Origin of the sequence: Algoriphagus locisalis (assembly GCF_900116615.1) — a bacterium.
Taxonomy (GTDB): domain Bacteria; phylum Bacteroidota; class Bacteroidia; order Cytophagales; family Cyclobacteriaceae; genus Algoriphagus; species Algoriphagus locisalis.
On the sequence record NZ_FPBF01000012.1, the window covers coordinates 37,451 to 61,849 of the forward strand.

At 41.4% G+C, this 24,399-nt stretch carries 25 protein-coding genes; 12 read left to right on the plus strand and 13 right to left on the minus strand.

From position 1 onward, the window contains the following. Nucleotides 1-27 precede the first annotated feature (27 nt). Nucleotides 28-870, plus strand: a complete 843-nt coding sequence (locus BM386_RS22660) for an SDR family oxidoreductase (protein ID WP_091698343.1) — start codon at nucleotides 28-30, stop codon at nucleotides 868-870. A gap of 149 nt (nucleotides 871-1,019) precedes the next feature. Here the strand turns inward: BM386_RS22660 and mobC are convergent, their stop codons facing one another. The 4 genes from mobC to BM386_RS22680 all read right to left on the minus strand — a co-directional run bounded on the left by mobC (nucleotide 1,020) and on the right by BM386_RS22680 (nucleotide 5,028). After that, nucleotides 1,020-2,999 carry a conjugal transfer protein MobC gene (gene mobC, locus BM386_RS22665; RefSeq protein WP_091698345.1) on the minus strand — a complete coding sequence of 660 codons (1,980 nt, stop codon included), beginning with the start codon at nucleotides 2,997-2,999 and terminating at the stop codon, nucleotides 1,020-1,022. Between the two features lie 9 nt (nucleotides 3,000-3,008). Further along, the gene (locus BM386_RS22670) at nucleotides 3,009-4,238 is read right to left on the minus strand and encodes a relaxase/mobilization nuclease domain-containing protein (protein WP_091698347.1); all 1,230 of its coding nucleotides are present in this window, start codon (nucleotides 4,236-4,238) and stop codon (nucleotides 3,009-3,011) included. Then, complete coding sequence (locus tag BM386_RS22675; RefSeq protein WP_091698349.1) at nucleotides 4,239-4,625, minus strand: plasmid mobilization protein; 387 nt, start codon at nucleotides 4,623-4,625, stop codon at nucleotides 4,239-4,241. A gap of 187 nt (nucleotides 4,626-4,812) precedes the next feature. Beyond that, nucleotides 4,813-5,028 carry a hypothetical protein gene (locus BM386_RS22680; protein WP_091698351.1) on the minus strand — a complete coding sequence of 72 codons (216 nt, stop codon included), beginning with the start codon at nucleotides 5,026-5,028 and terminating at the stop codon, nucleotides 4,813-4,815. A gap of 350 nt (nucleotides 5,029-5,378) precedes the next feature. On the opposite strand from BM386_RS22680, the gene BM386_RS23765 reads away from it, so the two are divergent. From BM386_RS23765 to BM386_RS22690, 3 genes are all read left to right on the plus strand, one after another. Further along, nucleotides 5,379-5,534, plus strand: a complete 156-nt coding sequence (locus BM386_RS23765) for a hypothetical protein (protein ID WP_170857164.1) — start codon at nucleotides 5,379-5,381, stop codon at nucleotides 5,532-5,534. Nucleotides 5,535-5,803: 269 nt separating this feature from the next. Beyond that, a complete protein-coding gene (locus BM386_RS22685) occupies nucleotides 5,804-7,210 on the plus strand; it encodes an OmpA family protein (protein WP_091698353.1) in 1,407 nt (468 codons plus the stop codon). Nucleotides 7,211-7,295: 85 nt separating this feature from the next. Further along, nucleotides 7,296-7,721, plus strand: coding sequence for a hypothetical protein (locus BM386_RS22690; RefSeq protein WP_091698354.1), 426 nt, complete (start codon nucleotides 7,296-7,298; stop codon nucleotides 7,719-7,721). A 446-nt stretch (nucleotides 7,722-8,167) separates the two neighbouring features. Here BM386_RS22690 and BM386_RS22695 read toward each other — a convergent pair whose 3' ends face one another. From BM386_RS22695 to BM386_RS22705, 3 genes are read right to left on the minus strand one after another with little or no spacing between them, the layout of a single operon-like run. Next, nucleotides 8,168-11,233, minus strand: a complete 3,066-nt coding sequence (locus BM386_RS22695; RefSeq protein ID WP_091698356.1) for a CHAT domain-containing protein — start codon at nucleotides 11,231-11,233, stop codon at nucleotides 8,168-8,170. A gap of 38 nt (nucleotides 11,234-11,271) precedes the next feature. Beyond that, nucleotides 11,272-12,021 (minus strand): tetratricopeptide repeat protein, encoded by a 750-nt coding sequence (locus tag BM386_RS22700; protein WP_091698358.1) that lies wholly within the window; start codon nucleotides 12,019-12,021, stop codon nucleotides 11,272-11,274. Further along, nucleotides 12,021-12,575, minus strand: a complete 555-nt coding sequence (locus tag BM386_RS22705; protein WP_091698359.1) for an RNA polymerase sigma factor — start codon at nucleotides 12,573-12,575, stop codon at nucleotides 12,021-12,023. Before BM386_RS22705 ends, BM386_RS22700 begins: the two co-directional genes overlap by 1 nt. 292 nt (nucleotides 12,576-12,867) lie before the next feature. Between BM386_RS22705 and BM386_RS22710 the strand changes: the two genes are divergently transcribed. The 8 genes from BM386_RS22710 (at nucleotide 12,868) to BM386_RS23845 (ending at nucleotide 19,516) form a co-directional block, all read left to right on the plus strand. Further along, nucleotides 12,868-13,647, plus strand: a complete 780-nt coding sequence (locus BM386_RS22710; protein WP_091698361.1) for a DUF4412 domain-containing protein — start codon at nucleotides 12,868-12,870, stop codon at nucleotides 13,645-13,647. 1 nt (nucleotide 13,648) lies between these two features. Then, nucleotides 13,649-14,353, plus strand: a complete 705-nt coding sequence (locus BM386_RS22715; RefSeq protein ID WP_139235974.1) for a hypothetical protein — start codon at nucleotides 13,649-13,651, stop codon at nucleotides 14,351-14,353. Beyond that, complete coding sequence (locus BM386_RS22720; protein ID WP_091698365.1) at nucleotides 14,344-14,916, plus strand: hypothetical protein; 573 nt, start codon at nucleotides 14,344-14,346, stop codon at nucleotides 14,914-14,916. Before BM386_RS22715 ends, BM386_RS22720 begins: the two co-directional genes overlap by 10 nt. A gap of 93 nt (nucleotides 14,917-15,009) precedes the next feature. Continuing rightward, nucleotides 15,010-15,516: a hypothetical protein gene (locus BM386_RS22725; protein ID WP_091698366.1), complete on the plus strand. Its 507-nt coding sequence runs from the start codon at nucleotides 15,010-15,012 to the stop codon at nucleotides 15,514-15,516. A gap of 7 nt (nucleotides 15,517-15,523) precedes the next feature. Beyond that, the gene (locus BM386_RS22730) at nucleotides 15,524-16,126 is read left to right on the plus strand and encodes a hypothetical protein (protein ID WP_091698368.1); all 603 of its coding nucleotides are present in this window, start codon (nucleotides 15,524-15,526) and stop codon (nucleotides 16,124-16,126) included. Nucleotides 16,127-16,353: 227 nt separating this feature from the next. After that, entirely contained in the window at nucleotides 16,354-17,910 is a 1,557-nt protein-coding gene (locus tag BM386_RS22735) for a hypothetical protein (protein ID WP_139235975.1), read from the plus strand. Continuing rightward, on the plus strand, nucleotides 17,900-18,718 hold the full coding sequence (locus BM386_RS22740) for a hypothetical protein (protein WP_139235976.1): 819 nt from the start codon (nucleotides 17,900-17,902) through the stop codon (nucleotides 18,716-18,718). The genes BM386_RS22735 and BM386_RS22740 overlap by 11 nt, the downstream gene beginning before the upstream one ends. 219 nt (nucleotides 18,719-18,937) lie before the next feature. Further along, nucleotides 18,938-19,516, plus strand: coding sequence for a hypothetical protein (locus tag BM386_RS23845; RefSeq protein WP_211482946.1), 579 nt, complete (start codon nucleotides 18,938-18,940; stop codon nucleotides 19,514-19,516). A 106-nt stretch (nucleotides 19,517-19,622) separates the two neighbouring features. Here BM386_RS23845 and BM386_RS22750 read toward each other — a convergent pair whose 3' ends face one another. The 6 genes from BM386_RS22750 to BM386_RS22775 form a co-directional block, all read right to left on the minus strand. Further along, a complete protein-coding gene (locus tag BM386_RS22750; protein WP_091698372.1) occupies nucleotides 19,623-20,129 on the minus strand; it encodes a hypothetical protein in 507 nt (168 codons plus the stop codon). Between the two features lie 90 nt (nucleotides 20,130-20,219). Further along, the gene (locus BM386_RS22755; protein ID WP_091698374.1) at nucleotides 20,220-20,597 is read right to left on the minus strand and encodes a hypothetical protein; all 378 of its coding nucleotides are present in this window, start codon (nucleotides 20,595-20,597) and stop codon (nucleotides 20,220-20,222) included. Between the two features lie 214 nt (nucleotides 20,598-20,811). Next, the gene (locus BM386_RS22760) at nucleotides 20,812-21,411 is read right to left on the minus strand and encodes a hypothetical protein (protein ID WP_091698376.1); all 600 of its coding nucleotides are present in this window, start codon (nucleotides 21,409-21,411) and stop codon (nucleotides 20,812-20,814) included. Beyond that, complete coding sequence (locus BM386_RS22765; RefSeq protein WP_139235977.1) at nucleotides 21,404-21,901, minus strand: RNA polymerase sigma factor; 498 nt, start codon at nucleotides 21,899-21,901, stop codon at nucleotides 21,404-21,406. The genes BM386_RS22760 and BM386_RS22765 overlap by 8 nt, the downstream gene beginning before the upstream one ends. Next, a complete protein-coding gene (locus BM386_RS22770; protein WP_091698380.1) occupies nucleotides 21,898-22,731 on the minus strand; it encodes an alpha/beta fold hydrolase in 834 nt (277 codons plus the stop codon). Before BM386_RS22770 ends, BM386_RS22765 begins: the two co-directional genes overlap by 4 nt. Before the next feature lie 205 nt (nucleotides 22,732-22,936). Continuing rightward, entirely contained in the window at nucleotides 22,937-23,872 is a 936-nt protein-coding gene (locus BM386_RS22775) for a hypothetical protein (protein WP_091698382.1), read from the minus strand. Between the last annotated feature and the right edge of the window lie 527 nt (nucleotides 23,873-24,399).

Consider the following 24,399-nt stretch of genomic DNA (forward strand, 5'->3'; position numbering starts at 1 on the left):
TACACTTAACTTTAAAATACAACAGGTATGAAAATCGGAATTACCGGGGCAACCGGTCAACTCGGAAAATTGGTAGTAGAGCAACTGAAAAGCAGAACAGATGCGTCAGACCTCATAGCACTGGTTCGCTCACCGCAAAAAGTAGAGGATATAGAGGCCAGGGCTTTCGATTACAACGCCCCTGAGTCAATGGAAGAATCTTTACAAGGCATCCATACCTTGCTCTTGATTTCCGGAAATGAAATCGGAAAAAGAGCCATGCAGCATAAGAATGTGATCAATGCAGCCAAAGAAGCAGGCATAAAATGGATAGTCTATACCAGCCTACTAAGAGCAGACACCTCCACACTCAGTCTTGCTGAGGAGCACTTAGCTACAGAAAAATACTTGAATGAATCAGGCATTTCATTCACTCTATTGAGAAACGGATGGTATACTGAAAACTATTCAGGTTCTATTCCGGGAGCTTTAGCAGCAGGTGCATTTATAGGAAGTGCAGGTGATGGTAAAATATCATCGGCCAGCCGGGCTGATTTTGCCGAAGCGGCAGCTGCCGTATTAACCGGTGAAGGTCACGAAGGTAAAGTATATGAACTTGCCGGTGACCAGTCTTTTACTTTAAAGGATTTCGCAGTGGAAATCTCTAAGCAAACTGGTAAAGACATACCTTACCAAGACCTCTCTGAGCAGGAATACAGCAAAGCACTTCAAGGTTTCGGCTTACCTGATAGGATCGCAGACGGTATAGCCTCATGGGATGTCAGTGCCTCAAAAGGGGATTTATATGCAGAAGATAAAACTTTATCAAAACTGATAGATCATCCTACAACTCCGATGTCAGAATCAATAAAAGCAATTTTAAACTCATAGAATAGAAATAAAGCAAAATGCCACTTCACTCTAGTGGCATTTTGCTTTTGGTAAATTTGAAACTGTCTTATACAGAATCAAAACAAACCTGTTATTAAGCTCAAATCACCCCATAAAACACGCATTTCTAACGAGTGGACTTGGACAGTTTAGCTCCTAATAATCAAATGCCCTAACTCCGGTGTATCAAATACCCGTTCCATTTCCACTCTGATAATCTCCTCCACTTCACGCTTGATTCTCCTGTAGTTTTCCTCCACCTCCTCCTGGGTGATTTCCCGTGCTTTGGGGATTGGTCGATACCTTTCTTCCTCCTGCTTCAAGGATTTATGATCATTGATGATCTCAGCATGAAACGCTTTCAATTCGATCTTCTGGTCTGGTGTGTCTGCCACCATTCCCACAAATTCACCAGAGGAAAGTGAAGCTATAGTAGAAGGAGGAACCGCCTGATCCAGTTGGGTGGATTTGCTAACTGATGTCTCTGAACTGTTGATCGATACACTCTCCCGGTTCTGGATAATCCTTCCAAACCGTTCTGAAAGTTGCTTTGCCGTATCCCCCAATACCTGTCCGCTGATAAAATTCCCCACCGTATTCATAATCACATCAGCCTGCTCCCTTCCATAATCCTTTCGAAGCTGGCTGTAATCCTGTACTCCCAAGCAGGTAGCTACCTTGTTGGACCGTGCGGTGGCAATCAGGTTATCAATGCCATTGAAATAGATCGTAGGAAATTCATCAAACACCAGACTGGATTTCAGCTTGCCCTTCTGGTTGACCAGCTTGACCACCCTGGAAATATAGAGCGATAAGACAGCCCCATAGACCTGCTGCTTTTGGGGATTGTTTCCCATGCAGATGATTTTAGGCGCATCTGGATTGTTTAGATCCAGCGTGAATTCACTCTCGGAAAGCACATAATACAGTTGGGGAGAAGAAAGTCGTGCCATGGTGATCTTGGCACTGGCCACCTGACCTTCCAACTGATCAAATGCCTTTTTAACCAAAGCAGAGACAAAAGGATTTACCAAAACTTCTATTTCCGGCTCAGTTCGTAATACAGTAAACAGTTTCTCATAATCGGCCTGCATCAGTTCGATGACATGGGGCAGGGTACAGTATTTGCCTTGTCTATGCTTTTTAAGAAACCAGACAATAGCTGTGAGGAAATTAATCGGGCTTTCCACAAAGAAGTCTCCCTGCTTTTTGATCCACTCCCTGTTCAGACCAAGCATAATGGTGCGGGCAACTTCCGAGGCATCGGTAATGTCCAGCATGGTCTCCGGGTCTAAGGGATTGCAGCGATGGGTATGGGAAAGTCTGTCAAAATTGATGGTATAGAATTCAGGCTTTACAGGATAGGCAGAATAATTCTTTAGCAGCGTATTGTAAGCGATACGGGAGAGATCATCGTACTTGAAATCATAGACAAACATGGAAAAGCCCTTACTGATGTGTTGGGTAATCACATGTCGGATCACAAAGTAACTTTTTCCGGAACCTGGAGTACCGGCCACCAACAATGCCCTAAAGGGATTGATGATGTTGATCCATGACTTTCTGATCGTATCCTTAAGCCGGTATTGTGCCGGAAGATTAACCGAATATCCATTTTCCAGGTAGCGCTCTTCCTGGGGAAATGTCTCGTTCAAATGATTAAACACCCCCTGATCAAACCGGTTCTTCAGCAAGCGGCTTAGCAGCCCTCCTCCCCTCAGAATAAGAATAAATCCAAGACTGGTGACTGTTATGTAAATAATGTTCAGCGTATCTCCCTTAACTGGAAGGTAAAAGACAAAAAAGCTGCCCGCATAGAGTACCAATCCATTGATCAGTGGCAAGCCTATCTGAACCATTCTGAGTTTATCATCCTTCTTTCCTTTCGCTCCGATCAAGGAAATCAGCAAAAGCCCCAATGCGAAAACTTTGGATAGATAGAATTCATTAAACAGACCGGTATCCTGAATATTGACCAGAAGTCTTTCTGAAATAGGATGCGTAAGCCCCCATTGATCGAAGGAATGATAACAGTAGTAATAGCAATGCAGACCCAGCATTCCAATACTTGCCTTTCTGGTCAGGTCGATGATCTTCCTTAACCCCTCGGTGTTTTCTCCGGTTTGCATAGGCTCTGTTTATTGGATTCGCTTCCTGCGTTTTTTCTTCTTCTTTTGCCTTAGCTCATAAGGGGTTGGATCTTCCGGTTGGTAAGAAGTTAAAGAAATCTCAAGGCTAGGAATTCTGGTGCCTTGCTCAGTTTCCTGCCCAGTTATTTTTATTTCCTGCTTTACCTCCTGCTCTCTTTCCGATGGATCGGAAAGTATATACTCTTTCGAAAATCTAACAGAAAGCGCATTGGCAGCTAACTCCTTTCCCAAGGCTGAACCGTTAAACACGCATCGGTTTACGTTATCTATGTAGGTCACCCCATACAGCCGTCCTTCTTCACTGAACCTGACTAGCGGCTTGATTCCTTCAATCCTGAGTTTGGAAGTAAACTCCTCCAGGGAACTGCTATTTTGCAACACTCCGTGAATTACGCCAAGGAGCGTTTCCCGGTGTTGCTTTCTTGCTTCTTTGTTCCGTAGGAACAGCTTTTCAAGTCTGGCTAAGGTAGGCCTGCAATACATTGAACTGGCCTTCACAGGAACCCCTACCCGGTTGCCTGACGTATCCAAAACCGAGTACACCAGTCCCTTATTTTTAAACATGTCACTTTCCTTTTCACCCCGGTAAGCACCTACATTGAACTGCCCCAACACAGCATTCAGCTCAGGCAGGGAAGTAAATTGATACGAACGTGTAACCTCCTGAACAATATTGGAGATAGAGGCTTTCGTTTCCCGTTTGCCATACACAGCTTTCTCCAACGGCTGGAGCAAATTGACTTTTTGCTTCCGCTGCTCTTCTGCCTTTACAAGATCGTATCGCTGCTCAATTTGCTTTCGGGTCTGTTCTGACAGCACCTTACCCAGGTTATGCGTTTCAATCCGCTTTCCTGAACTTGAAATATTGGTGGTCACAATATGCACGTGGGGATGGGCAGCATCAAAATGCTGGTACAGCAGGTAAGGCTGGTTTTCAAAACCAATCCCTTTCAAATAATCCCCTGCAATTTTTTGAAGGATATACCCATCTACTTTATCCTCTGGAGAGAAATTCAGCGAAATATGGACGGCATTTGTTTTCGTCCTTGTATTCAAGTTCTGCACCTTTTCAAATGATTGGATCTTATCCCTGACAGTAAGATTTTTAACGGCAAACCCTCCCATCTGTACCAGTTTTGCCTGTCCGCTTTTCACCTTCTGTTCGTTGTATCGGATCACCCCTCCAATTGTCTTTCCTGTACTGATTTTAGCAACCAACTAGCTAAGCATTTTCAACCCTTCAATCAAGCGATGCAGCGCCTCTAATTTTACTTTAGTCCGCTCAAAGTGAGGGAGCATTTCATTCACAAAAAACTGACGCTCTTTTGGATCAGCCTGCATATGAAAATAGTGTGTAATCTGATTGATATTCACTCCTATTTTATTCAGTTCATTTCTGAGCAGTCCTAATTCCACCAGCGTGTTCTCCACAGATTCGTTTCGCGTGTTCACTGTCAATTTTCTTTTGAAAAGCATGTCCCTTACCAGCTCACTGATCGTCTGACAGTAGGCACTTCTTTTCAGCAGAATTTCCAGTTTCTCTAATTCAGTTGGAGTAAATCGGATCGACTTTCGTATTGGATAGTTGACAGTTCTCTTTTTCATATGCCTAGGATTATAAAATTCGACTTCGGAGAAATTTTATCCCACCCGCAACTCCGGCAGCGGTGTGCAAGAGCGGATTGGCGTCAGACAATCCTACATCTTGCTCATTGCCAACACGCAATGCCAAGCCTACCCTCAGTGGAAGGTCGTGTAGTTCAAGCAGGAAATTTGTATTCTTGGAAAAGCCTCAGTTTTCCAGATTCCAAACCCAGTCATCAGCCGCCATCACCCAGTCACGAATAGCGGTTCCCGATTCATTTCGCCAGTCCATCCCCTGATAATAGAAGTAGAAAACTTCCGATTCAGAAGTCGGAACATGAAGAGAGCTAAAGTAAGCTTGTACCTGTTCCAATGTTGGTGGAACATTTCTGGAAAAGTTGAGATTCTGAGCTTCTTGATTCATAACGATTATCGTTTTTGATGAAGCTCAAAAGTGTGGAAGCGTGGGGTGGAAAGGTCACACTGAAATCAGAATGGGGTTGGGAGTTTGGAGTGGTTCTACAGGAGAAAAATTACTGTCAATTTTGATAACTATTTGAGTTTGGAAAATATAGATTTGGGAAAAGGAGAACGCTCCTTAGTAAAAGACGCTATATATATCCAACTATCAAATCACTGTACCTAAAACATTAGCGAATTATAAGTGATTCTAAGCAACAGGGTACCGTTTTGTTACAGTTGTTACCCGAAGTAGCAAAAGAATCCGTTTTCGCATAATTTGGGGCCACAGCCATCACCCTTTTTACACGAGAAATGCCCAGATTGTCTATGGATAAAGGTGTATGTACCAAACCATTTTTTGGCGTCATCAACATGGTAGCTATCCCTATGGAGGAAAGCAGGATAGTAACTGGCACAGATTTGGTAAATATGCTGGTCTCTCCTACTGTTTCCTTTTCTCAACGGTGAATGTATTTTCAAGTGTACTGCTGATACTTGATTCTCTTTCGGCAGAGGTCCTTTTCGCACACTAAGGGAAGCGCCGAAGATTTCATCCTCATACTTTTCTGCAACTGTGAAATAGTGATTTCGGTATCCTGTCCTGATTCAGGCTATTCATGAAACTTCCTTTAGACTGCTATTTCAGGATTACATTCCTTCAGCAACTTTTTTGTTTACCTTTTTTAATCCCAAAAGACTAAGAAGCAGAAACAGATTATTAACAATCATTTACTGCTATGACGACTATACAAATAAAAAAGAGAGTCTTACTTTATTCAGCAAGTCTTTTAATTACCGTTTCTGTTACTCAAGCTCAGGTCAAGGAACGTGTGGTGAACCAGGCTAAGGAATCTACGGCAAGCAAGGCGGAGCGAACTGTGGACCAAACCATCGAATCGGTAGGTGATGGTATTATCAACGGGGTGAAAGGAGTCTTTAAGAAAAAAGATAAAAAGGAAAAAGGTTCGAAAAATGAAGCAGAAGTAGATTCTACTGCGATGGAGGGTGGTTACGCGGACTGGTCAGAAGATGGCAATCCTACGTATGGTATCAACGCACAGCAATCTCCTACTCTAGCTAAATATACCAAATTCTCTTTTATACAGGGCGAGGAAATCCTTGCCTATGATGATTTTATGCAAGATAAGGTAGGTGATCTTCCTGCCTCCTGGATCACCACTGGTTCGGCAGAAATAGTCAATTTTGACGGAATCGAAGGGAACTGGGTGTGGTTTGGCAAGACTTCAGGAAACTTTATACCGGAATATTTGACTGACTTTCCGGAGAATTTCACTCTGGAGTTTGACCTGATGTATGACTTTGAATTTGGGTCTTTTAGTTCTTCCAGAAATATGATGGTAGTATTCTCAGACATTGCCAATCCAGAAGCAAATCTCGGTTGGAATGGAAATGGTGATTATTTCAACCTACAGAAATTATCAGACAACTACCTTGGAATCCAGTTTTCCGGCAACAGCCATGACGGTGGACCTTATATTATAGGCAAAAAAGCTGTTCACACAGAAAAAGGACTGAATTTTAGAAATAATTTTGATGCCTCTCATCTCATTAATGCAGAAGGTGAAAATACGCCGATCCATATATCGATAGCCCGTACAGGAAGACGTGTTCAGGTATTTGCAAATGAAGAAAAAGTATTGGATCTGACAGCAGCCTTTCAAAAGGATGTTAAGCTTAGCAGTGCCCGCTTCTTTGTAGCAAATTCTGCTGATGGGGACAATTACTACCTCAGTAACATCCGCTATGCTGTAGGCCAACCGGATACTCGAAACAAACTTTTGGAAAGCGGAACTTACAGCACTTCTGCCATCACCTTCAATTCCGGTTCGGCCGAGATCAAACCCGAGTCTTATGCTATCCTAAAGGAGATTGCAGATGCGCTGAATTCTGAATCAGCTAAGTCAGTATCTATAATCGGCCATACAGACAGCGATGGGTCCGAAGAACTAAATCAGCAGCTGTCTGAAGAAAGAGCAGCTGCAGTATTACTAGCCTTACAAACAGAGTTTGGAGTTAGTAATGCCATGGAGGCATCCGGTAAGGGAGCTTCAGAACCCATTGCTGAAAACGACACCCCAACCGGTAAAGCGAATAACAGAAGGGTAGAATTCATCCTTAATTGATCCTCAATCCAACCACTGGAAGGCATTACTACCTTACCAATTGAGGAAGCTGATATCCATTTTTACAACCAAACATTTAATCACAATGAAACTACACTATTTACCTCTTTCGGTCTTAAGCCTGATAGCCGTCCTTTTACTTTCCAACTGCAAAGAAAAGGAAGACCCAGTAACTGACTTTTCTCAATTTGTCCTAGGTCAATGGACGCTAGCAGAAAGCAATTTTATAAACGATGAGGTCATCGATGAATGCAACTTCCAAACCACCTACAGATTTGGCAGTGATGGTAACTTAAACATCAATCCGGTTGCCACAGCCTATGATGAAAACAACATCCCCTATTGCACTGCTCCGATAAATGATGGACTTGGTTATGATCTAAATTACAGCATCAGTGGGAATCGAATGGAAAGTGAACTAGGAAATGCTACCCTAATGAAATCTTCCGAGACAAGTCTTAAGCTAACTTTTGATAATGAAGATTTGGGAATAGTAGATTTAATCAGGTAAGAGCTTCATTTGAACTACAATAAGGAATCGAAGTCTTTTAAAAGTATCAGGAGCAATCTTGATACTTTTTCTTTTTAGGAGTGATTTTTACCTGAGTTAAATCAACTATATATTAATTATCAATCTGACCGCCTCCATTCTCCTTCTAACTAGATTCAGCCTTTTCATTCGACTGCGGACAATACTTCGTCTCTGTCATTGGAGAAGAATTTCGATCAGACAAACAGTTAAAGATCATTTGCTATTTACCCTGATGGAATTTTCGCAAGGAAATCTTAAACTAGATTGGACTGGAGGATTGTGCCAAAACATTCTATTCTGGATGATAGAATGTTTTGGCTGAGTAAAATGTTTATCACTTTGTCTTATCCCAATCAACTAGTTGAAGTGGAAAATCTATCAAACGGAAGTGGATAAAAAAGTAGATTTTAATACTCTATAAGTTTTTAAACTTTGCTAGTTGACATCTTCCTGTAAAAGAAATAATAATAATAAGCCAGAGCTGCAGCAATGAATATCCCCAGAAGTAACCAGATCCAAAAAGTATTTCCATCTTCTGACACGTCTCCTACATAAATAAATGCTCCCCAGTAATAAGGGTGCGCCAAATTATGGTCTGAAGTGGACAGATAGTCCAGTTTAGCGTTTCTAATAGCATCGCTGTATTGTTCTCCATCATATATGTTGCTATAAAAAAGCTCCATCAATTTGCTTGTAGATTGGTCAGAAACTGCCCAAAGACTCATCAATACATTTGGAACATTCGCATACATAAAGCCTCTGGCAAGACTAATAGCGCCTTCGCCTTTTTGAAACTCGCCGGATCCAGAATTGCAGGCAGATAGGGTCACCAGATCGGCGTTCAATTTCAGATCGAACAGCTCATGGGTATAAAGCACCCCGTCATTCTGATCATCGGCAGATAATAATAATCCCGAGAATATAGGGTTCTTTGCATCTATGTAACTATGCGTAGCAAAATGTAAGATATTGGATTGAACTCCCTCGCTTTTGACCACGCTTTCTTTCGCTTCCACACCGTAATAACCTTTGCCTGAAAATTTTTCACTTATTTCTCCCACTTCTCGATCACTATATGGAAGGGGAGTATATGAAGCAAAATCAAATGTGGCTGTTCGCTCATCCTGAGCTATGTATTTTGGGTCGGCAATATTCTGATAAGGAGCAAAACCCATAAATATGCTGGACTTGCCGTTCAAGTTGGTCTGTTTGAAGTTTATCAAAGAGCCTGAATAATGGTAAGTGATCGTGTGGCTTTTGAGCAGATAGTTGAAGTCTTTATAGTTGGTTTTTTCTGCTATGGGATTGCTGATAAGAAGTTCGAAATTGATATAGCTCAGAGCTCCGTCTGGGATGATGATCAGTCGTGTGGAAGGTATTAATTCAAGGACGGGAGCTAATAAGTTCTGATATAAGTAATGGGCAGCGCTTTGAAAATCAATTGAGGTAGGCGTTTTAGTGTTATAGATAAACTCTTCAAGATTTTTATTGAATAAGTCGTCCTTATTGATATCCAAAACTCCTTGCTTTCTGCCCTTGACATATGTTAACACGTATTTATCATCCAATTCATGATATTGTAAGATCAGTCTATTCGACGCCCTCAACACGCTCAACCCGTCACTTGCCAGAATATTTTCTTGTTGAAAATCCAAGCCTCCATATTGCATTGCATAGTAGTTGGGATACGCTTTCTTATACTGGGACAGCAGTTTATTCATTTCCTCTTTCTTACTTACGATGAGTTTGAGCGTAGAATCGTTAGCGTTGGATTGGATAGCTTTGGAAAAGCTGTCTCGATACGCTTCTTTTTCCAATGAATTTATTTCGCTTTTCAATTCCAATTCTTTCACCAACAAAGCTTGGGGGATGGTACTTTGATAAGCTGAGGATTGCTGATTTAGGTGATTTTTAAGATTTGAGGATTTGTCAAAGTCTGAAAGTATAAATGCTTTTTCCCAGTAGGATTTATCCTCAGTTTCTTGAAATAGTTTGATTGCAAGTTGGATAGCTTGTGAATAATAAATGCTCTTTTGTTGCCCATATTGAGCTTTCGAGCGTAAATTGAAGATCGCACTTTTGCTTTTATTCAGCAATATGGTACCGATAATATAGGAGTCCAATGAAGATTTCAATAAATCAGAATCCTCATTTTTCTCCGCGATTTCCTTGCTGATTTCTGCCTTTTTTATAAAAAAGAATGCAGATTGATAGACCTCTGGTATCAGTTCAAAAGGAGGATTATCGGCGATTCCTTGGCTCCACTTATAGGTAGGAATAAATCCTTGCAGCGCTTCCAAAAGGGTATTCTCAGCTTCAGGTATTCTCTCCGAAAGCAAATAAAAATCTGCTTTTTCAAAAAGGTATTCTACATAGTCATACGTTTTATTCTGCCTCGGATCATCGTATATTTTCTTTATACGATTGAAATAAAACTCAGCTGAGTCTATGAAATTCAATTTATAGTTCACTCTAGCTAAACTTGTCAACATTGCAGGCATGTCATCGTTGACTTCTCCCGCTAATTTTGCCTTCAAAGCCACAGCTTTACTATTATAGACTAGACTTTCTTTAAGGTTTCCCCTTTTCTCTTCAATATCAGCTAACACCAAATAAAAATAAGTCATGTAGAAGTGTTCTGAATTGATTTCATAGAGCATTTCATAGCCTTTATTGGCATAGGTTAAGGCATGTTCAAGGTCTTCAGGATATTCATTTTTGTGGGAATATACATAAGCATAATACAAAGAAGTTATAATTACGTCTCCCGGACTTTTGTCTCGACCCATTTTTACCAAGTTCAATTCGCTTTTTCTCAGGCTTTCCAGTGCTTCTTGATATTGTCCGATGTTTATCTTTGGCATGGATTGATTTAGGTACGCAGTGTAGGCCAAGGGAGTCCCTTCATCTAACCCTTGTTGCTTGAGGATGGTAAGGCAACTATCATAGTAGCGGAGTGACTGCTCGCTTTCTTTCAGGTTATTAAGTAATACGGCAAAATTATTATATGCCCTAGCCAAGCCAGAGGGGTCATTTTTCCTCAAATGGTCTATCTGCTCCTGGTATAGATCTTTGCTTTTTGTATATTGACCATCGTCATTTAGAAACGAGGCATAGCGATTGAAAAAGATGTTTATTACTTCTAGTTTATCTGATTTTTCGGGGCGTATTACCTCAGACATTCCTTTTTCTAGATAATACAAGTTACTATCCATATTTGCCTCAAAATAATACGAATAAGACAAGTGTAATAAGGTCTCTAAATAATTATCATAGGATTTTTCATTTTTGAAATAGTCTTTCAATTCTTTTAGGGAACTTCTATTCTTTATTTCACTTTTCGGCATTGTTTTGCTTTCATCCTTTATGCTTTCTAGCTGCGCTACTTTGGCTTTATATTCCGTACTGTCCATAGATTGGCTATAGCTTGCAAGCGTTATATAGACAAGAATAAAACTCAGGACTAAATACTTGATGTAAAAAATTTTCATACTAGTTTATTTAAACTAAAAGACTTCCTTTATTTTGATTATTCTATCTCCAATAAAATTCGCTCCACCTCATCCATCTTGTATCCGCTGCTTTTTCTCAGCCGGATCATCTCTTCTTTACCTCTGAGGGTGTCACCTTTTACCAGATAGCTAAGAGCCATGTACCATTTGGCCTGATCCCGAAGCTGCGTACCGTCACTATAAAGGTAATTGTCAAAATACTGGATGGCAGAGTCATATTGCCCCAGCTCAAACTTGGAAATACCTTTGTAGAACTGGACATAGTCTGTTTGATAAGAAAGGATTTTTGTAAACAAACTGTCTGAAAGACTGTAATTTTTACTTTCATAAGCTACGAATGCGGCTTTCTCCAGATCCTCTGGATTCAACTCTTCTCCACGTGTGATCGGGGAAACTACGTTAGGATAAGCGGTGTAATAGGAAAGAAAAGAATCCGTAGCAGGTGCAGCGGAAGGAGTACCCGTAAAGTTGAAGATAAGGACAGTGGCGGCAACCAGTAGTGCCACCCCTGCTGCAATCTTCCATAAATATGAATTGGGATGTATTTTCCTGATTTTTTGGCTACCGGTTATCTCCTCTTCTACTCCGCCTAAGAAGGCTTTGAGCTCCTTATGTTTATTTCGGATTACCGCTTCCCGGGTTGCCTGCTGCAACTCAAATTCTTCCCTGAATTCAGCATCAGAGCGAATCAATTCTTCCAACATGAGTTTTTCTTCTGCTGTCAGGCTGCCTTTAAAGAAACGGTCTAGCAGTTCGTTGCTTTCCATCAGTAATCAAATTTTTTGTGTTTGAACGACTCTTTGAGTGACTTCATACAGCGTGATTTATGGCTTTTCACCACGTCCGGATGATTGTAATCCATCAGCTGCTGGATCTCCTTCATGCTTTTGTTTTCATAGTAATAGTACTCCAGGATTTGCCTGCACTTCTCCCCAAGCTTAGCCAGGGATTTTCCCAGAAAGGACACTTTTGGATCAGGTTCTTCTATGAAGAGTTTGGCATCTTCATACAGTCCCGCAGACCACTCCTGCTCTTCCTTCAATTCCAAGCCAGGTTGCTCTCGTTTCAATCTGGTAAAGAGCATAAATTTACCCATAGAGAACAGGTAAGTTTTAATGCTGCTTTTTTCAAGTTCCAGTTTTCCGGAAACCGCCCTGTCAAATAAGGCAATACTGACATCCTGATAGATGTCCTGCAACAGCTCTTCTCCCTGATGATACCTTTTGGCAAACTGGAGGAATGGCTCCCTGTACAACTTATACACTTCTGCCAGAGCAGTTTTATCGCCAGCCTTAAGTCGCTCTATAAGAATATCACGCATTTACCCTTAGTCTTAAAAATTGGAATAAGGTAAACATATCCTTTTTTTCTCTAGTAACAACTAGTTAGTTAAACAATATGTAAAAAACAGCTTACTTTCTGTCAGGTAATCACTTAGCCACTTTTTTAACCTACCTATGAATAAGCGTATTCCTACCATAGGAATTGTGCTCCGGTACCGAGTCTTACGCAAATAATAAGTCAGTAAAAAATGAGAAGAAAAATTAAAACCATTTTCTGTTTACCATTTTCCTTTCCTCCAGACTAAGTCATAGCAAATAAAATCAACAGCTATGAAAAGATATTCAATTTCTAAAATTTCCATTCTAGCCTTCTCCCTGTTTTTTATGGTGAACGCAGCAGAATGCCAAATCCTGAAAAAAATCCGCGAAGAGATGGCCGTGAAACCTAATTCCGAATCCGCTGAATCAGACGGAGAAAATGGATTAGGCGGAATAGACCTGGCCGGAATGATGGGTCAGACCAAGGATTTCAAAGCACCATCAGAGTATAGTTTCGACTTTCAGGTCACCATGGAAATGCAAATGGAAAAAGGAAAGTCCATGACACAGGTATGGAAGTACAATACAGCCGATAGCTACTTTGGAATGGAAATGTCCAATATGCTGATCATCTATGACCTGGACAGTGATGTGATGGTAACCCTGAATCCCAAAGACAAAACCTACACAGCCATGAACACGGCTATGATGGGAATGTTTGGTAATGCCGCTGATGAAGAGGAAGACAACATACCTGAAATGAGAAAGACCAGCGAGACCAAAACTATACTAGGCTATACCGCAACCAAATATATCATGGAGAATGAAGATTTGAAGGGAGAATTTTGGATGGCTCCTGATGTGGAATTTGACCAGTCAGCCTTCGCCAAATCCTTGGGATCTTACTCCAAAAACCAGGTGCCCCTACCGGAGAAAATGCAGGGATTTATGATGGAAATGACGGCTTTCGACAAAAAAGGAAAAGTGACATCAACCATGAAAGTAGTGCAACTGGGTGAGATCAATGAGGTGATAGATTTGGGTAGCTATAAAAACGGTATGTCCTTTTAACATGAAGACAATTAGTATTTTACCTCACCTCGCTCTTTTTGTAGCATTAGCAATGTGCAGCCAACAAGCAGATAAAATTTACCACATTGAGGGAACCACTGTTGAAAGATCAGCCTACTCCTGCCTAAAAGAGTTCACTGGAGAAAAGGAGGGAAAGTTCTTTACTGAACAACTGATCAGAGATCTGGCAAATGGTAATGAGATCACTCCTGATCATTATGAACCAGCCCAACAATACAAATTCCACTGGAAGGAAAATGGGGTGATTCATTTCATAGGGTTTGAAGCAATGCAGACAGCCTCCGAGTTGCACATTCAGCAAAATCAAGCACAAGCGCAGAACTCAAACCCGCTAATCGACTATGCGAAAATGACCTATAGGGACAAAACCCCTGAGGAGCAACTCCGATTAAACCGACTGCTGGATGAGCAACTGGATAAATCAGAGGAACCTAGTGCCTCCAGCACCTCCGACAAATCGCTTCAGGAAAATGTAACGGCAATGGAAACCATGGCCTATGTCCCCTTAGAATCCGGGACGGATTATGCCGTGTACAACAGAAAAAGCTTTAGTCTGTATGTAGTCTTGGGAGATGCGCTCCTCACTTTGAATGCACAGGTGGGCCCATATGGATCTGTAGATGAGTCCCGCAGTATTGAACTTGCCAAAAAGCTGGCAGATAAACTCTCTGAATTATGCAATTGATATACTTAATCCTACTATACATCCACCCATACTTCGCAGCTACGGCTCAGTCAGATCCAATACCTGCAAGTAACCCTTCCACAGAAAACCTGACACACCTGGTCTATCTGCAGGTAGGGGATCGGATCGTTTTTGATTCTGTGGGAATGGCAAATGCCACCCTTTCGAACTATCCTAACCAGCTCATATTTAGCATTATGGATAATGAGGGACAAAACATCTCACTCACGTTTGCAGGCAAGGATATTTCTGCACGAAAACCGACAGAGCTGAAGTTTGACGAACCCGGTTTGTTCCATGGATACAGTGAGAAAGGCGATGTGTTTTTTATTGCCTATGGAAAATTTGATCCAGAGCGGGAGCCCGGTCAGATCAAGTACGATACTTCTTTTCCCACAGACATTATGGAAGGCCGATTGACGGTCATCAACTGGACCTCTGAAGAATTTGAATTTGCATTCGAAGGCAAACTGGGGAAAAGCAACGCAGTGGATAACCCGGAGAGTTGGCAGCCATTTTCCGGCTATGTCAAAGCAAAAAACTACCTGGAATTTCGCCTATAGGTTTCTGCTTCCCTTCTACCCATTACCAAAAGCTTTAAAACAGCCTATTGACACTAGTTATATCATTATTCAATTTCATTTAATACAATACTTATGAAAACATTTATTCGAATTATCGCTGTGGCCTGGTTCACCTTTATTCTGGTCGAATCCAATGCCCAAACTGTCAAAGGAGCCATTTCAGTCGGCAAAAAATCTGAATTGAAACTGGAAACCCGATCTGACAACCTGATAGATATTTTTATTGACTTCCGGAAAGACAGGTATCCCATCCTGTTTTCTTTTCAAGGAGACGGCATCAAATCCAAGGAAGGAAAGGAAATAATATTCTTCGAATTTATCACTGAGGTGTATCACAATGGCAAATTGATGGGCAAGACCTCCCGAAATCCTATGCCCTACATCCCTGGAGATATGATTATCGGTACGGAAGGGTTTGATTTCATCTCCCTACTCTCCTACAATGAAAAAAGCCGTGCTTTTCTAAAGGAAACGCCAGGAAAGCTTGCGCCGGGTAGCTATCAGGTGAAGCTCCTTGCCCGTCCATTGGAAGCCAAGGGACAGATCAAGCCTGCTACATTTTCATTCAACATCCAATAGACAGGCTATGAAGACTAACTTAATCAATCGGATTCTATTACTTACAGGTGTGTCATTACTGGCTTTTGCCTGCGGCGGATCATCCGAAGATCAGGCATTAGAAAAAGTAGCCGAAGACTTGGGAATCGACAAGAAAGAGCTCGAAAACAAATCCTTCTATTCCTTTGAAATTACAGGCGGCACACTAGACGGGCAGACATTCACCACACCTGTATATGCCCAGGGAGGAATTGATAGCCGATGGAATGAGAACACAGAAATAAGTGCAAGCACCATTGGTTTTGTAGATCCTCCACAAGGCAATAGTACGTTTAGGATGATTTGGGAAGGTGACAAAATAAGTCCTCTCAAGCCAGAAGAAAATCCCTTTGGGGAGAATTCCTTCATAGAACTGAAGGTGGAGAAAGATGATCAAAAATATACCTTCTTATCCGATGGCGGTTCTTATCAAGTAGTTTCAAAAAACAAGAAAGCCTGGGTGGACCAAATCACTAAGAAAGAGTATCCAATTGTAGATATCGAGGCTGAGTTTGAAGGCGATTTTACTGAAACCAACTCAGGAGAAAAAGTAAAGATCAAAGGCTGGGTGAAAGGCTTCGACCCACGTTAAGTGATCTTTCTTACGCCCTTTTCTCCAACTATCTAAACTATATGAGGCAATCAAATCTACGCTGTAGCTGAGCAATCAGCTGCAAACGGGATTGCTTTGGCCTTTTCTAATCCATAATTCTTATGGAAGTCATTAGTGAACCACTTCTGAGGATTGCTCCCACTAATGGACATTAGTCTGTACACATCGAATTAAGCAAAATCAATTTTTACCTAAAACTACAACTCATGCAAAAACACATGTATATCTCCCTATTCCTACTCTTTTTGGCAGGATGGGCCCAGGCGCAAAATTACACCGGTGTATGGAACGCCGCTATGGTGAATGACAAAACAAAAGTGGATACAAACATAGAGTACCATCTGACCCAAATTGGAAACACGGTGACTGGAGAAATTATCCACAAGAAGGAAAACATGAAGGCTACCCTCACAGGAACACTTGCCAATGGTGAGGTGACCGGCACCTTAAAGTATGATAAAAACCAATGGGCATCTCTGGATCAGAAGTTCAGGATTTTTATCCGGCCAAATGATAACGCAACCATGTTTATGCATGAGAGCACCAAAGGTGCGCGGTATTTCGGAGGACCACTCTTTAAAAACCAAACCCTGACCAATCAGCAAGCCAGTAAGGCACAGGCAGCAACTTCACTACAAAAAGGTGCATTTTCCGCAGGAAGTGGAACGGTAGTGCAGCAGTCAACCGCTAAACCCAAAGTTGGAGTAGCAATGGCCACTACACCAAAAAAGACTGCCAGAAATATCGGTGGATATTACCGAATCGAAGGGATGACTGATGCCAGCGGAACCAAAAGAAACCTCTTCGTGAATGTCAGGAATTTCCCAGACAGCAAAGACCGAAGCAAAGCGTATGGGGAAGCGTTGATACTAGGTGAGGCATATGGAATAGGTTCCTCAGGCGGCCGACTATTTGGATATGAAACAAATGGCGATGATGTCACTGTCATGTTTGACACGATTTATGAACTGAATAAGAAGAACACCATGGCCAACGGGCGGATAGAAGGTATCTATCTGATAGCCCCAAAACTGGGCTACAAAATGATTAAAATCAGTCAGGCAGAAGCTGAAAAAAATTCAAAAGCCACCGACTATGAATATAAAGTTACCGTCGTGGGGGTTTTGATCAAAAGTGAATTTAGAGAATCATTACCTAAACTTTATGGGAATATTAGAGTGAATGGAATTTTGGAGACCAGGACAGACAGGAAAAAAGTAGAAAACAACCAAAAACAATCCGATTTGATCTGGAATGTATCGAAGGCAGGCTCGAGACCAGCCCAAAGGAACATCAAATCTTACCAGGATAAGAAGAAGAACTTGTTTTTCGCAAATGGTATGAAAGGCGTAAAGTTTTATAAGTTCAGTGCTGATGTTAATCCGGTAGAGGACACCTATTTTATACCCTTAGAACTTTCAAGGACATTTAGTGTTAGGCCCGAGTGGCTTTCTGGCGAAAATCAAAGATTTATGTTTGAAGTATATGCTGAACTATTTGATGATTCTGGAGCTGTATTGACTTATAATTTTGGTAAGAAAACCCGGGGTGTTTATCTTCATGAACTAGATGATTTTAATAAACTTTGGTCTTCTGAAAAGTCAGCCAATAGAGTTATTAATTCGAGATCAGATACTGAGGGAATTGCAATTTCGGCTCCTTTTTATTTTCAAGTCAATGGTTCCGATGAAAGAGGGATTGGGATATTCGGAACCGAAAAGTGGTCAACATTAGTTTTTAAAATTGAACGAATTGAAAGATAAGCTAATGCGTAAAGAGTTTATTTTCCTTGAGCTTTTAAGTTTATTATGCGTCACTTTGTCTTTTGGTCAAGAAGCCCAACTAGCCATATACGACAGCAAAGAAGAAGGGCTTTACTTCGATCAAGCCCTGATCTATTCCTATTCCGATCACACTGGTTTGAAAAAAGAGATATGGATCTACCACAGCTCATGCAGCGGGCGATTTCTGTTCGACCATGCGGCTTGGGGAAGAGAGGATGAGATGATCCACTACGTCATTGCCCAGCCAGACGGCAGTTACCTGACCTTCGGCACAGAAGCCGAAGGGCCAGGTAATGGCAAGATCGTCGCCGTGGACTCTGTGTATCTGGAATCCAAAGACGCCAGAACTGCGATTCCTCCAAATGACGGTTATATACAGTTTGTAGCCCTTCCTGAATCCAATAAAGTAATTGCAGGACTGGAAAGCAGAGCATATAAAGTTCGAAAACTAAAGGAGGCGAATGGAAAGGAGGTCATTCATCTAGCCACAGTGGACTTTGATACCAGACTTATCTATGCTTTCAACCAACAGGCCCAGGAACTTCGTCTTCCTGAATTATTCAGCGATGGACTTTCACTGGGTGCCGATCAGCTCATCACCCGAATCGAATCTTCCTACACCGATTCAAACGGTAAGAAGTATTGGAGCACCCTAAGCCTTGAGACAATAGATCCAACTACCTATTGGGCACCTTACAAAGAACACACACTACGGCAAAGGATTGGAGAAAAATTAATTACTAAACCTCTGCTCGAATCAATGGAGCTAACGGAGCCTTGTTATTAAAAAATGGTAGTTTGTCCGCACCTGCTCTTGGATTCTTTAAGGATCATCAGATCATGTGGACTTGTAGAATAAAGCAATACTTTTTCCAAGACAGTTAATCTTAACTCCTTAGAAGCTTTTTTACCCTATTTTTAGAAGCCCAAATGAAAAATAAACTGAAAGATGCGATTCTATCCCGGATTCAGAGATAAGTTGGGCTAATTATTATCAAAATAACAAATGAAGGAAGGACTAATCAAAGATGCTTATGAGGCGCTGATCAAGGAATTGCAGACGATTTTGACGGTTGCTTACATTTTTTCAGTTGCCGTCGGAATGCTCTTTACCCATCATAAATACAAGGAATTTAATATCAATATTTTTGATTATGCTGATATCCTGGATTTTCTGATTGCTCCTTTTTCAGATTTTGCTATTCTCTGGTTTATCATTGCCTCCTCGGCACTTATCGGCCTATTGCTCGTGGGCGACACATACTTTAGAAAAAAGTATCCCTATGCCTATTCCCGGTTTAATTTCGGAATAGACAAAAAGCAATGGTTTAGCCAGTATAGGGTCATTTCCTTCATTATCTTATTTGCACTCTATCTGGTATTAGCAGCCCAAGCCTATGGCAGTTATTATAAAAAACAGGTAATGGAGAGCAGCCCAATTGAAATCAGATTTGCCGATAACGAAACCAAAAGAGGATTGCTAGTTGGTAAAACAAAGGACATTATTTTTCTGTTGGACGGAGAGCGGATCTCAGCTATTCCAATCACCTCGTTTTTGAAGGAATATCAGCTGCCAAAGAAATAAGAGACAAGGAACCATGATTGCATTTAAACAATCCAGACTTCTAGTAAAGATTGAGCTAAACCATCTAAAAGTAGGTTAGCAAAAAGGAATTGAAAATTAAGGAAGCTTAAAAACCTCCTTTTTGCAGTTTTAGAAAGTCATTAACTTTTTGCGACCAACCCAAGGCTACCTCCCACTCATTTACCAAATATCCACTCTTATTTTCGTCATAAAGTTCAAGCTCTTTTGACTTCTTTTGCTCCTCAAACTGATCGAACACCAAACTGATTTTACTGATGATCTGCTTCCGCTCCTCGGCATTTTCCAATTCCCGGAAAACTCTAACCGGTTTGCAGAGCCGTATCTGATCCAACTCAATCACCTGAAAAAAGCTGGAACTCTCCTGCAAATGCAAATAAAGAAGCTGTTGTTTCTCTGGGACCAAGGCTAGGCAATAGCCCTTACGCCAGGTGGCAAAATCATTTTTCTTTAACTGGCTATGCGGTGCTAGTTCCCTGAGTTTATCTTTCAGGATGTTGCGCTGTTTATTTTGTTTAAGAAAAGAAATATATAGGGGTAGCATCATCATCAAGGCCAATAGGACCGAGAAGGCAATTATTAGTAAATCACTCATGAATTTTGAATTGGTAAAATGGAATATTCATCCTATCCGACCCTGAGCGTCAGTAGGAAGTAGCAAAGACTTGAAGAAATGCTGTCCTTTTTACCAGAAATAATGAAATGGGAATATGATTTCGCCCGACGTGAGCGAACCGAAAATCGGTTCGCTGGAAAAGCTTAACCTTGACAATCCCGAAAAAACCAGGCCTAATTCCGCATGGGTTACAGCAGAAAAAATAAGCTGCCAGTGCCCGTTCCCTTCTGGCCAGTCCTGCCGCGAAACCTGTCTATTTCCTCTATTCCAATCTGCATTGTTGCTATGCAAAAAATAAGTGATGCCCGGATCAGTTTTAGTATTACTATAGAAGGATTTGGCAGCTAATTCATGTGAAATCATGCCTTCACTAATTCCTGAAGAGGGTATTATCACCCAACAAATCAGGTAATAAAACAGGAAAATAAGTGAGTTTAATTTTTTCATTTTACACATGAATCGGGCTCTTTGTAAAATTAGCCTGGCACAAATCTAACAAAAACATAGGTTTTGCAGAATTTGGAGGATTTGCAGTTTGCACTGAGGCACCTATCGGATCGAGAAATCCTTTCTGCGCTTTCAACTCTACGTATTCTCAGGACTTTGCCGCATGCGGATACTACTCCTGACTCTTGGCTAATCTACAAAATCTGATACCCATTTAGAATTCCTTACAAAGTGTTCTTCGTAACTCCACTACCTGAGTCAGGTCATCCGTTTCCTGTTTGACATTTTTTCGGATGATCGCCACCCAAATCACTACCATAAGCAGGTAAGCGGCATAGATCAGCCACATATACAGCTTTGGGATATATATGGAAAATTCAGGAGCCAGCAATAAAAGGCCAAAACTATAAAGCCCAAGAGTGGAATAGGTAAGAACTCCGTTTATTCTTGTTCTTAAGGCAAGGTACTTTTCATCCTGCTGAAGTTTTTGATAGGCAGAACTAGTGAACCTACGTGCTCCAAAGGAAATCACGGAGTAAGCCTCTCCGATAACGCGCGCCAGCAAGCTGCCCAACATCAACGCTACTCCTACTTTACTCAGCAATTCCTGAAAAGGAAAAAACAATTGCCAGCAGGCCGTGATCCCAAGTAAGGACAGGCTTAGTAAGATTAGGTTTCCCCATTGAAGTTTTAGGCTTTTCTTCTTCATGCTAGTTGCCTTTTCAATCAAAAATTCAGGACTAGCTGGATTAGGTTCTATTGATCTTTGTGCAGATTTCCAGCTATCTATTATATTTTTGGGAAGTTCATTCATGATTCATCAGTTTTTTAAGTTTCTTTTTTACCCGGTGGATTTTCACCCTCAAGTTGGATGCTGATATACCCAGCACTTCGGAAATTTCCTCATAGGGTAATTCTTCAAGCAGCATGGAGACAATCAGTCGATCCAGGTCATCCAGTTTCCCCAAGGCACGGTATAGTTCATCCAGGGTTTTTTGGCTACTATCCTCTTCTTCACTAAGTTGCTCATGAGACAACTGCATAGGATCTTGTAGCTCCGCTTCACGCTTTGACTTTTTGAGAAACCCCAAGCAAGAATTCACGGTGATCCTATAGATCCAAGTCTTATAGGAAGACTGGCCTCTGAACCCCTCCAGATGGTTCCAAACCTGGATAAATACTTCTTGAGTCAGATCTTCTGCCTGGTCCCGGTTTCCTTTTACAAAACCGAGGGCAAGCTGTAACACCATGGCATAATACTGCCCATAGAGTCGGGAAAATATGATTTTTTTAGGTTCACTCACTGTTTGATAAGCTGCTGAAGCTCCTGCACCAACCACTCAGGCTGATCCATCATGATAAAATGCCTACTATTTTGCGCCATTTTGAACTCCTTGTTTTGCAAAGCGCTGTATTGGGTTTTCATAGTTTCCAGGGCTTGAGCTCCATATGGCTGGTCTGCCACCAAAATCAATACAGGTGTTTTAATATTTTCCAACCCGGTCCGGAGATCCAGCTTCAGCAGATCGGTATATCCTTTTACAAAGGTTTCCCGGTCAGCAGCAAGTATCCAATCCTTCAGCTGCTGTTGATCATCTACCGCAGTAGCCATTCCCTGCGCCATCTGACTGGCATATACCTCAAAATCTGCCGCATTCATATTCATCAGTTGTTTGTTATAATCGCCGTCATAAGATAACCCCTCGGCAGGAATTCCAGGCATCATGACCTCCCGCATACAGGGCAGTGCATCCACCAGCACCAGCTGAGCAACCCTAGTTGGAATTGCCTTTACCAGCTCTACAGCTAAGTTGCCACCCATGCTATGTCCTACCACTGTAAGTTCCTGAAGATTATTCTCTTCTACAAAATTGATCAGTTCCACAGTGATCTGGCTATACCAGGGAAAACTTATTGGTGTAACCCCGTCGAAGCCAGCATAAGTAAGGGTAATGGATTCATGATCTGGCAATTTTGAGGAAATCTGATCCCAAACCTGACCAGAACTCCCAAATCCGGGAAGAAACAGGATAGGTTTACCTGTCCCAGCCCGCTGTACCCTGAATGAGGTTTGGGCTTCAGAAATTGTTACTAGAAGGATTGCCACTATCAGGCAGCTAAAATATTTTTTCATGTGTTCGGTTTTTATCTCTTGGAAGAAAAAAGCACCGAAATGTTACATGTAACTAGAAAAAATTATAGCCGTGAAAAGGCCTTTAGTCCTTTTCGAAGGCCAAGCACAGCACCAATTGTGAAATACACTGAGCTATAAGTCTAACTCATGATGCATGAAAAGACGTAACTCAAACTTTTGCTGAACACAGTCAAAAAAAGAATCCTCACTCAGAAATAATCCTATAATCACCGGTGGGTGCTATCTGTATAAGTTTGCCTTCAATTGCTTTTTCATCACCAGTGCGATTGTTGGTCAGCAGCAGCCTATAGCTCAAAATCCTGCGTCTCATTTCATATTCACTTCGGAATTGCGAGGTTCCGGCAGGCACTGTGATCTTCTCCTTTAAGGCAGTCCAGTCTGATATTTCTGATTGGGTATATTCGGTATAAATCCCTTCTTCCTCACCGAGTAAAACCTCCTGATCCTGTATATGGGCGGGAAGTCTGACGGCTATACTATCTGATTTTAACCAAACAAACGCATCTGGGGTATCACTGCTGAATAAATAGCTACTGGTTGGGTCAATTCCTCCAATAGGTGTAAATTCAATCTCCTGGCTATACGGCAAATCCATTTTGATTGAACTGCCCTTTTTCCAATAAAGCGAGTCAGCATCTCCTTCTCCCACGTAGTATCTGAGTTGTTTAAAGGAGTACCCTTGGGATACCTTTTGAGAAACACGGATTGTTTTTGTGGCTTTTGGTGAGCTCAGGAAGATCCTGAATTCAAATGGCTCGCCTGAGCTGTTTTCTTCGAGCTGGATTTGTAGCGTATTGCCAGTATCCCGAACCACCACAAAACCTTTGTTAGGCCATATGGCTTCTAACCTTCCTTCATTTTCTAATTGTAACAGTATATTCTCGCCAGTTTTTTCATCTTGAAGGTTAAAAATATCACCAAAAATCCTGGTGTCGCCTTGGACATTTTCTATTTTATCTATGTGCCAATCCTGAGAAGTAAATTCAACCTGCTGAACCCCACCTTCTGCCTCAACTTCTATTTGATCTTGGGAAGGGGAAATCACAGGGTCTTCTGGCTGATCGGTACAGGAGAGTAAAAGGCACACAACAGTCAAATAGCTTAAAAATATTTTTTTCATCTGTTTATAATTTGTTTTTTAGCGGTCATCCCGAGCTATCGGGAGGACTCTCGCAGTGAGTATAATAATTTTCCTCCCGAAGCAAGTTCGGGACAAGTTGTGTGAGACTTTTCTTATGGGCATTTCATGATGTTTAAGGAGTTAATTTTTAACGTTATCAGGCGGGAACAAAGAATACATAGAGTGCACTTTATATAACCAGAAAAACCGGCCGCCCCATCATCAACTAATTTCAAAGGAAATGTTCGTTACTGTACCTACGCCTCAGTAGTATCAAGGTTTGACCGACAGGGGTAAACTTTCAAAATTTAGGAAATACGGTAACTAGAGGTGATAAAGCAAATTCCAGTATTCTGCTCTAGAGGTAATTTCTGGGTACGGGTAATTTGCTGTATTTTAGTTGCAACCTCAATTAATTTGGCAGCCTCTCTTTGCCGTTTATCTGAACTAACTATTTTTGTCTAGTCAGTATTGGATAAGTCATCTTCTCTTCCGACTACACCAAGAATTGTAGTTTTATCATTATT

What these genes read in the sequence shown, in the direction of transcription:
- BM386_RS22660 (WP_091698343.1), top strand. Translation starts at nt 28, where the DNA reads ATGAAAATCGGAATTACCGGGGCAACCGGTCAACTCGGAAAATTGGTA.
- mobC (WP_091698345.1), bottom strand. Translation starts at nt 2,999, where the DNA reads ATGCAAACCGGAGAAAACACCGAGGGGTTAAGGAAGATCATCGACCTG.
- BM386_RS22675 (WP_091698349.1), bottom strand. Translation starts at nt 4,625, where the DNA reads ATGAAAAAGAGAACTGTCAACTATCCAATACGAAAGTCGATCCGATTT.
- BM386_RS22680 (WP_091698351.1), bottom strand. Translation starts at nt 5,028, where the DNA reads ATGAATCAAGAAGCTCAGAATCTCAACTTTTCCAGAAATGTTCCACCA.
- BM386_RS23765 (WP_170857164.1), top strand. Translation starts at nt 5,379, where the DNA reads ATGCCCAGATTGTCTATGGATAAAGGTGTATGTACCAAACCATTTTTT.
- BM386_RS22685 (WP_091698353.1), top strand. Translation starts at nt 5,804, where the DNA reads ATGACGACTATACAAATAAAAAAGAGAGTCTTACTTTATTCAGCAAGT.
- BM386_RS22690 (WP_091698354.1), top strand. Translation starts at nt 7,296, where the DNA reads ATGAAACTACACTATTTACCTCTTTCGGTCTTAAGCCTGATAGCCGTC.
- BM386_RS22695 (WP_091698356.1), bottom strand. Translation starts at nt 11,233, where the DNA reads ATGAAAATTTTTTACATCAAGTATTTAGTCCTGAGTTTTATTCTTGTC.
- BM386_RS22700 (WP_091698358.1), bottom strand. Translation starts at nt 12,021, where the DNA reads ATGGAAAGCAACGAACTGCTAGACCGTTTCTTTAAAGGCAGCCTGACA.
- BM386_RS22705 (WP_091698359.1), bottom strand. Translation starts at nt 12,575, where the DNA reads ATGCGTGATATTCTTATAGAGCGACTTAAGGCTGGCGATAAAACTGCT.
- BM386_RS22710 (WP_091698361.1), top strand. Translation starts at nt 12,868, where the DNA reads ATGAAAAGATATTCAATTTCTAAAATTTCCATTCTAGCCTTCTCCCTG.
- BM386_RS22715 (WP_139235974.1), top strand. Translation starts at nt 13,649, where the DNA reads ATGAAGACAATTAGTATTTTACCTCACCTCGCTCTTTTTGTAGCATTA.
- BM386_RS22720 (WP_091698365.1), top strand. Translation starts at nt 14,344, where the DNA reads ATGCAATTGATATACTTAATCCTACTATACATCCACCCATACTTCGCA.
- BM386_RS22725 (WP_091698366.1), top strand. Translation starts at nt 15,010, where the DNA reads ATGAAAACATTTATTCGAATTATCGCTGTGGCCTGGTTCACCTTTATT.
- BM386_RS22730 (WP_091698368.1), top strand. Translation starts at nt 15,524, where the DNA reads ATGAAGACTAACTTAATCAATCGGATTCTATTACTTACAGGTGTGTCA.
- BM386_RS22735 (WP_139235975.1), top strand. Translation starts at nt 16,354, where the DNA reads ATGCAAAAACACATGTATATCTCCCTATTCCTACTCTTTTTGGCAGGA.
- BM386_RS23845 (WP_211482946.1), top strand. Translation starts at nt 18,938, where the DNA reads ATGAAGGAAGGACTAATCAAAGATGCTTATGAGGCGCTGATCAAGGAA.
- BM386_RS22750 (WP_091698372.1), bottom strand. Translation starts at nt 20,129, where the DNA reads ATGAGTGATTTACTAATAATTGCCTTCTCGGTCCTATTGGCCTTGATG.
- BM386_RS22755 (WP_091698374.1), bottom strand. Translation starts at nt 20,597, where the DNA reads ATGAAAAAATTAAACTCACTTATTTTCCTGTTTTATTACCTGATTTGT.
- BM386_RS22760 (WP_091698376.1), bottom strand. Translation starts at nt 21,411, where the DNA reads ATGAATGAACTTCCCAAAAATATAATAGATAGCTGGAAATCTGCACAA.
- BM386_RS22770 (WP_091698380.1), bottom strand. Translation starts at nt 22,731, where the DNA reads ATGAAAAAATATTTTAGCTGCCTGATAGTGGCAATCCTTCTAGTAACA.
- BM386_RS22775 (WP_091698382.1), bottom strand. Translation starts at nt 23,872, where the DNA reads ATGAAAAAAATATTTTTAAGCTATTTGACTGTTGTGTGCCTTTTACTC.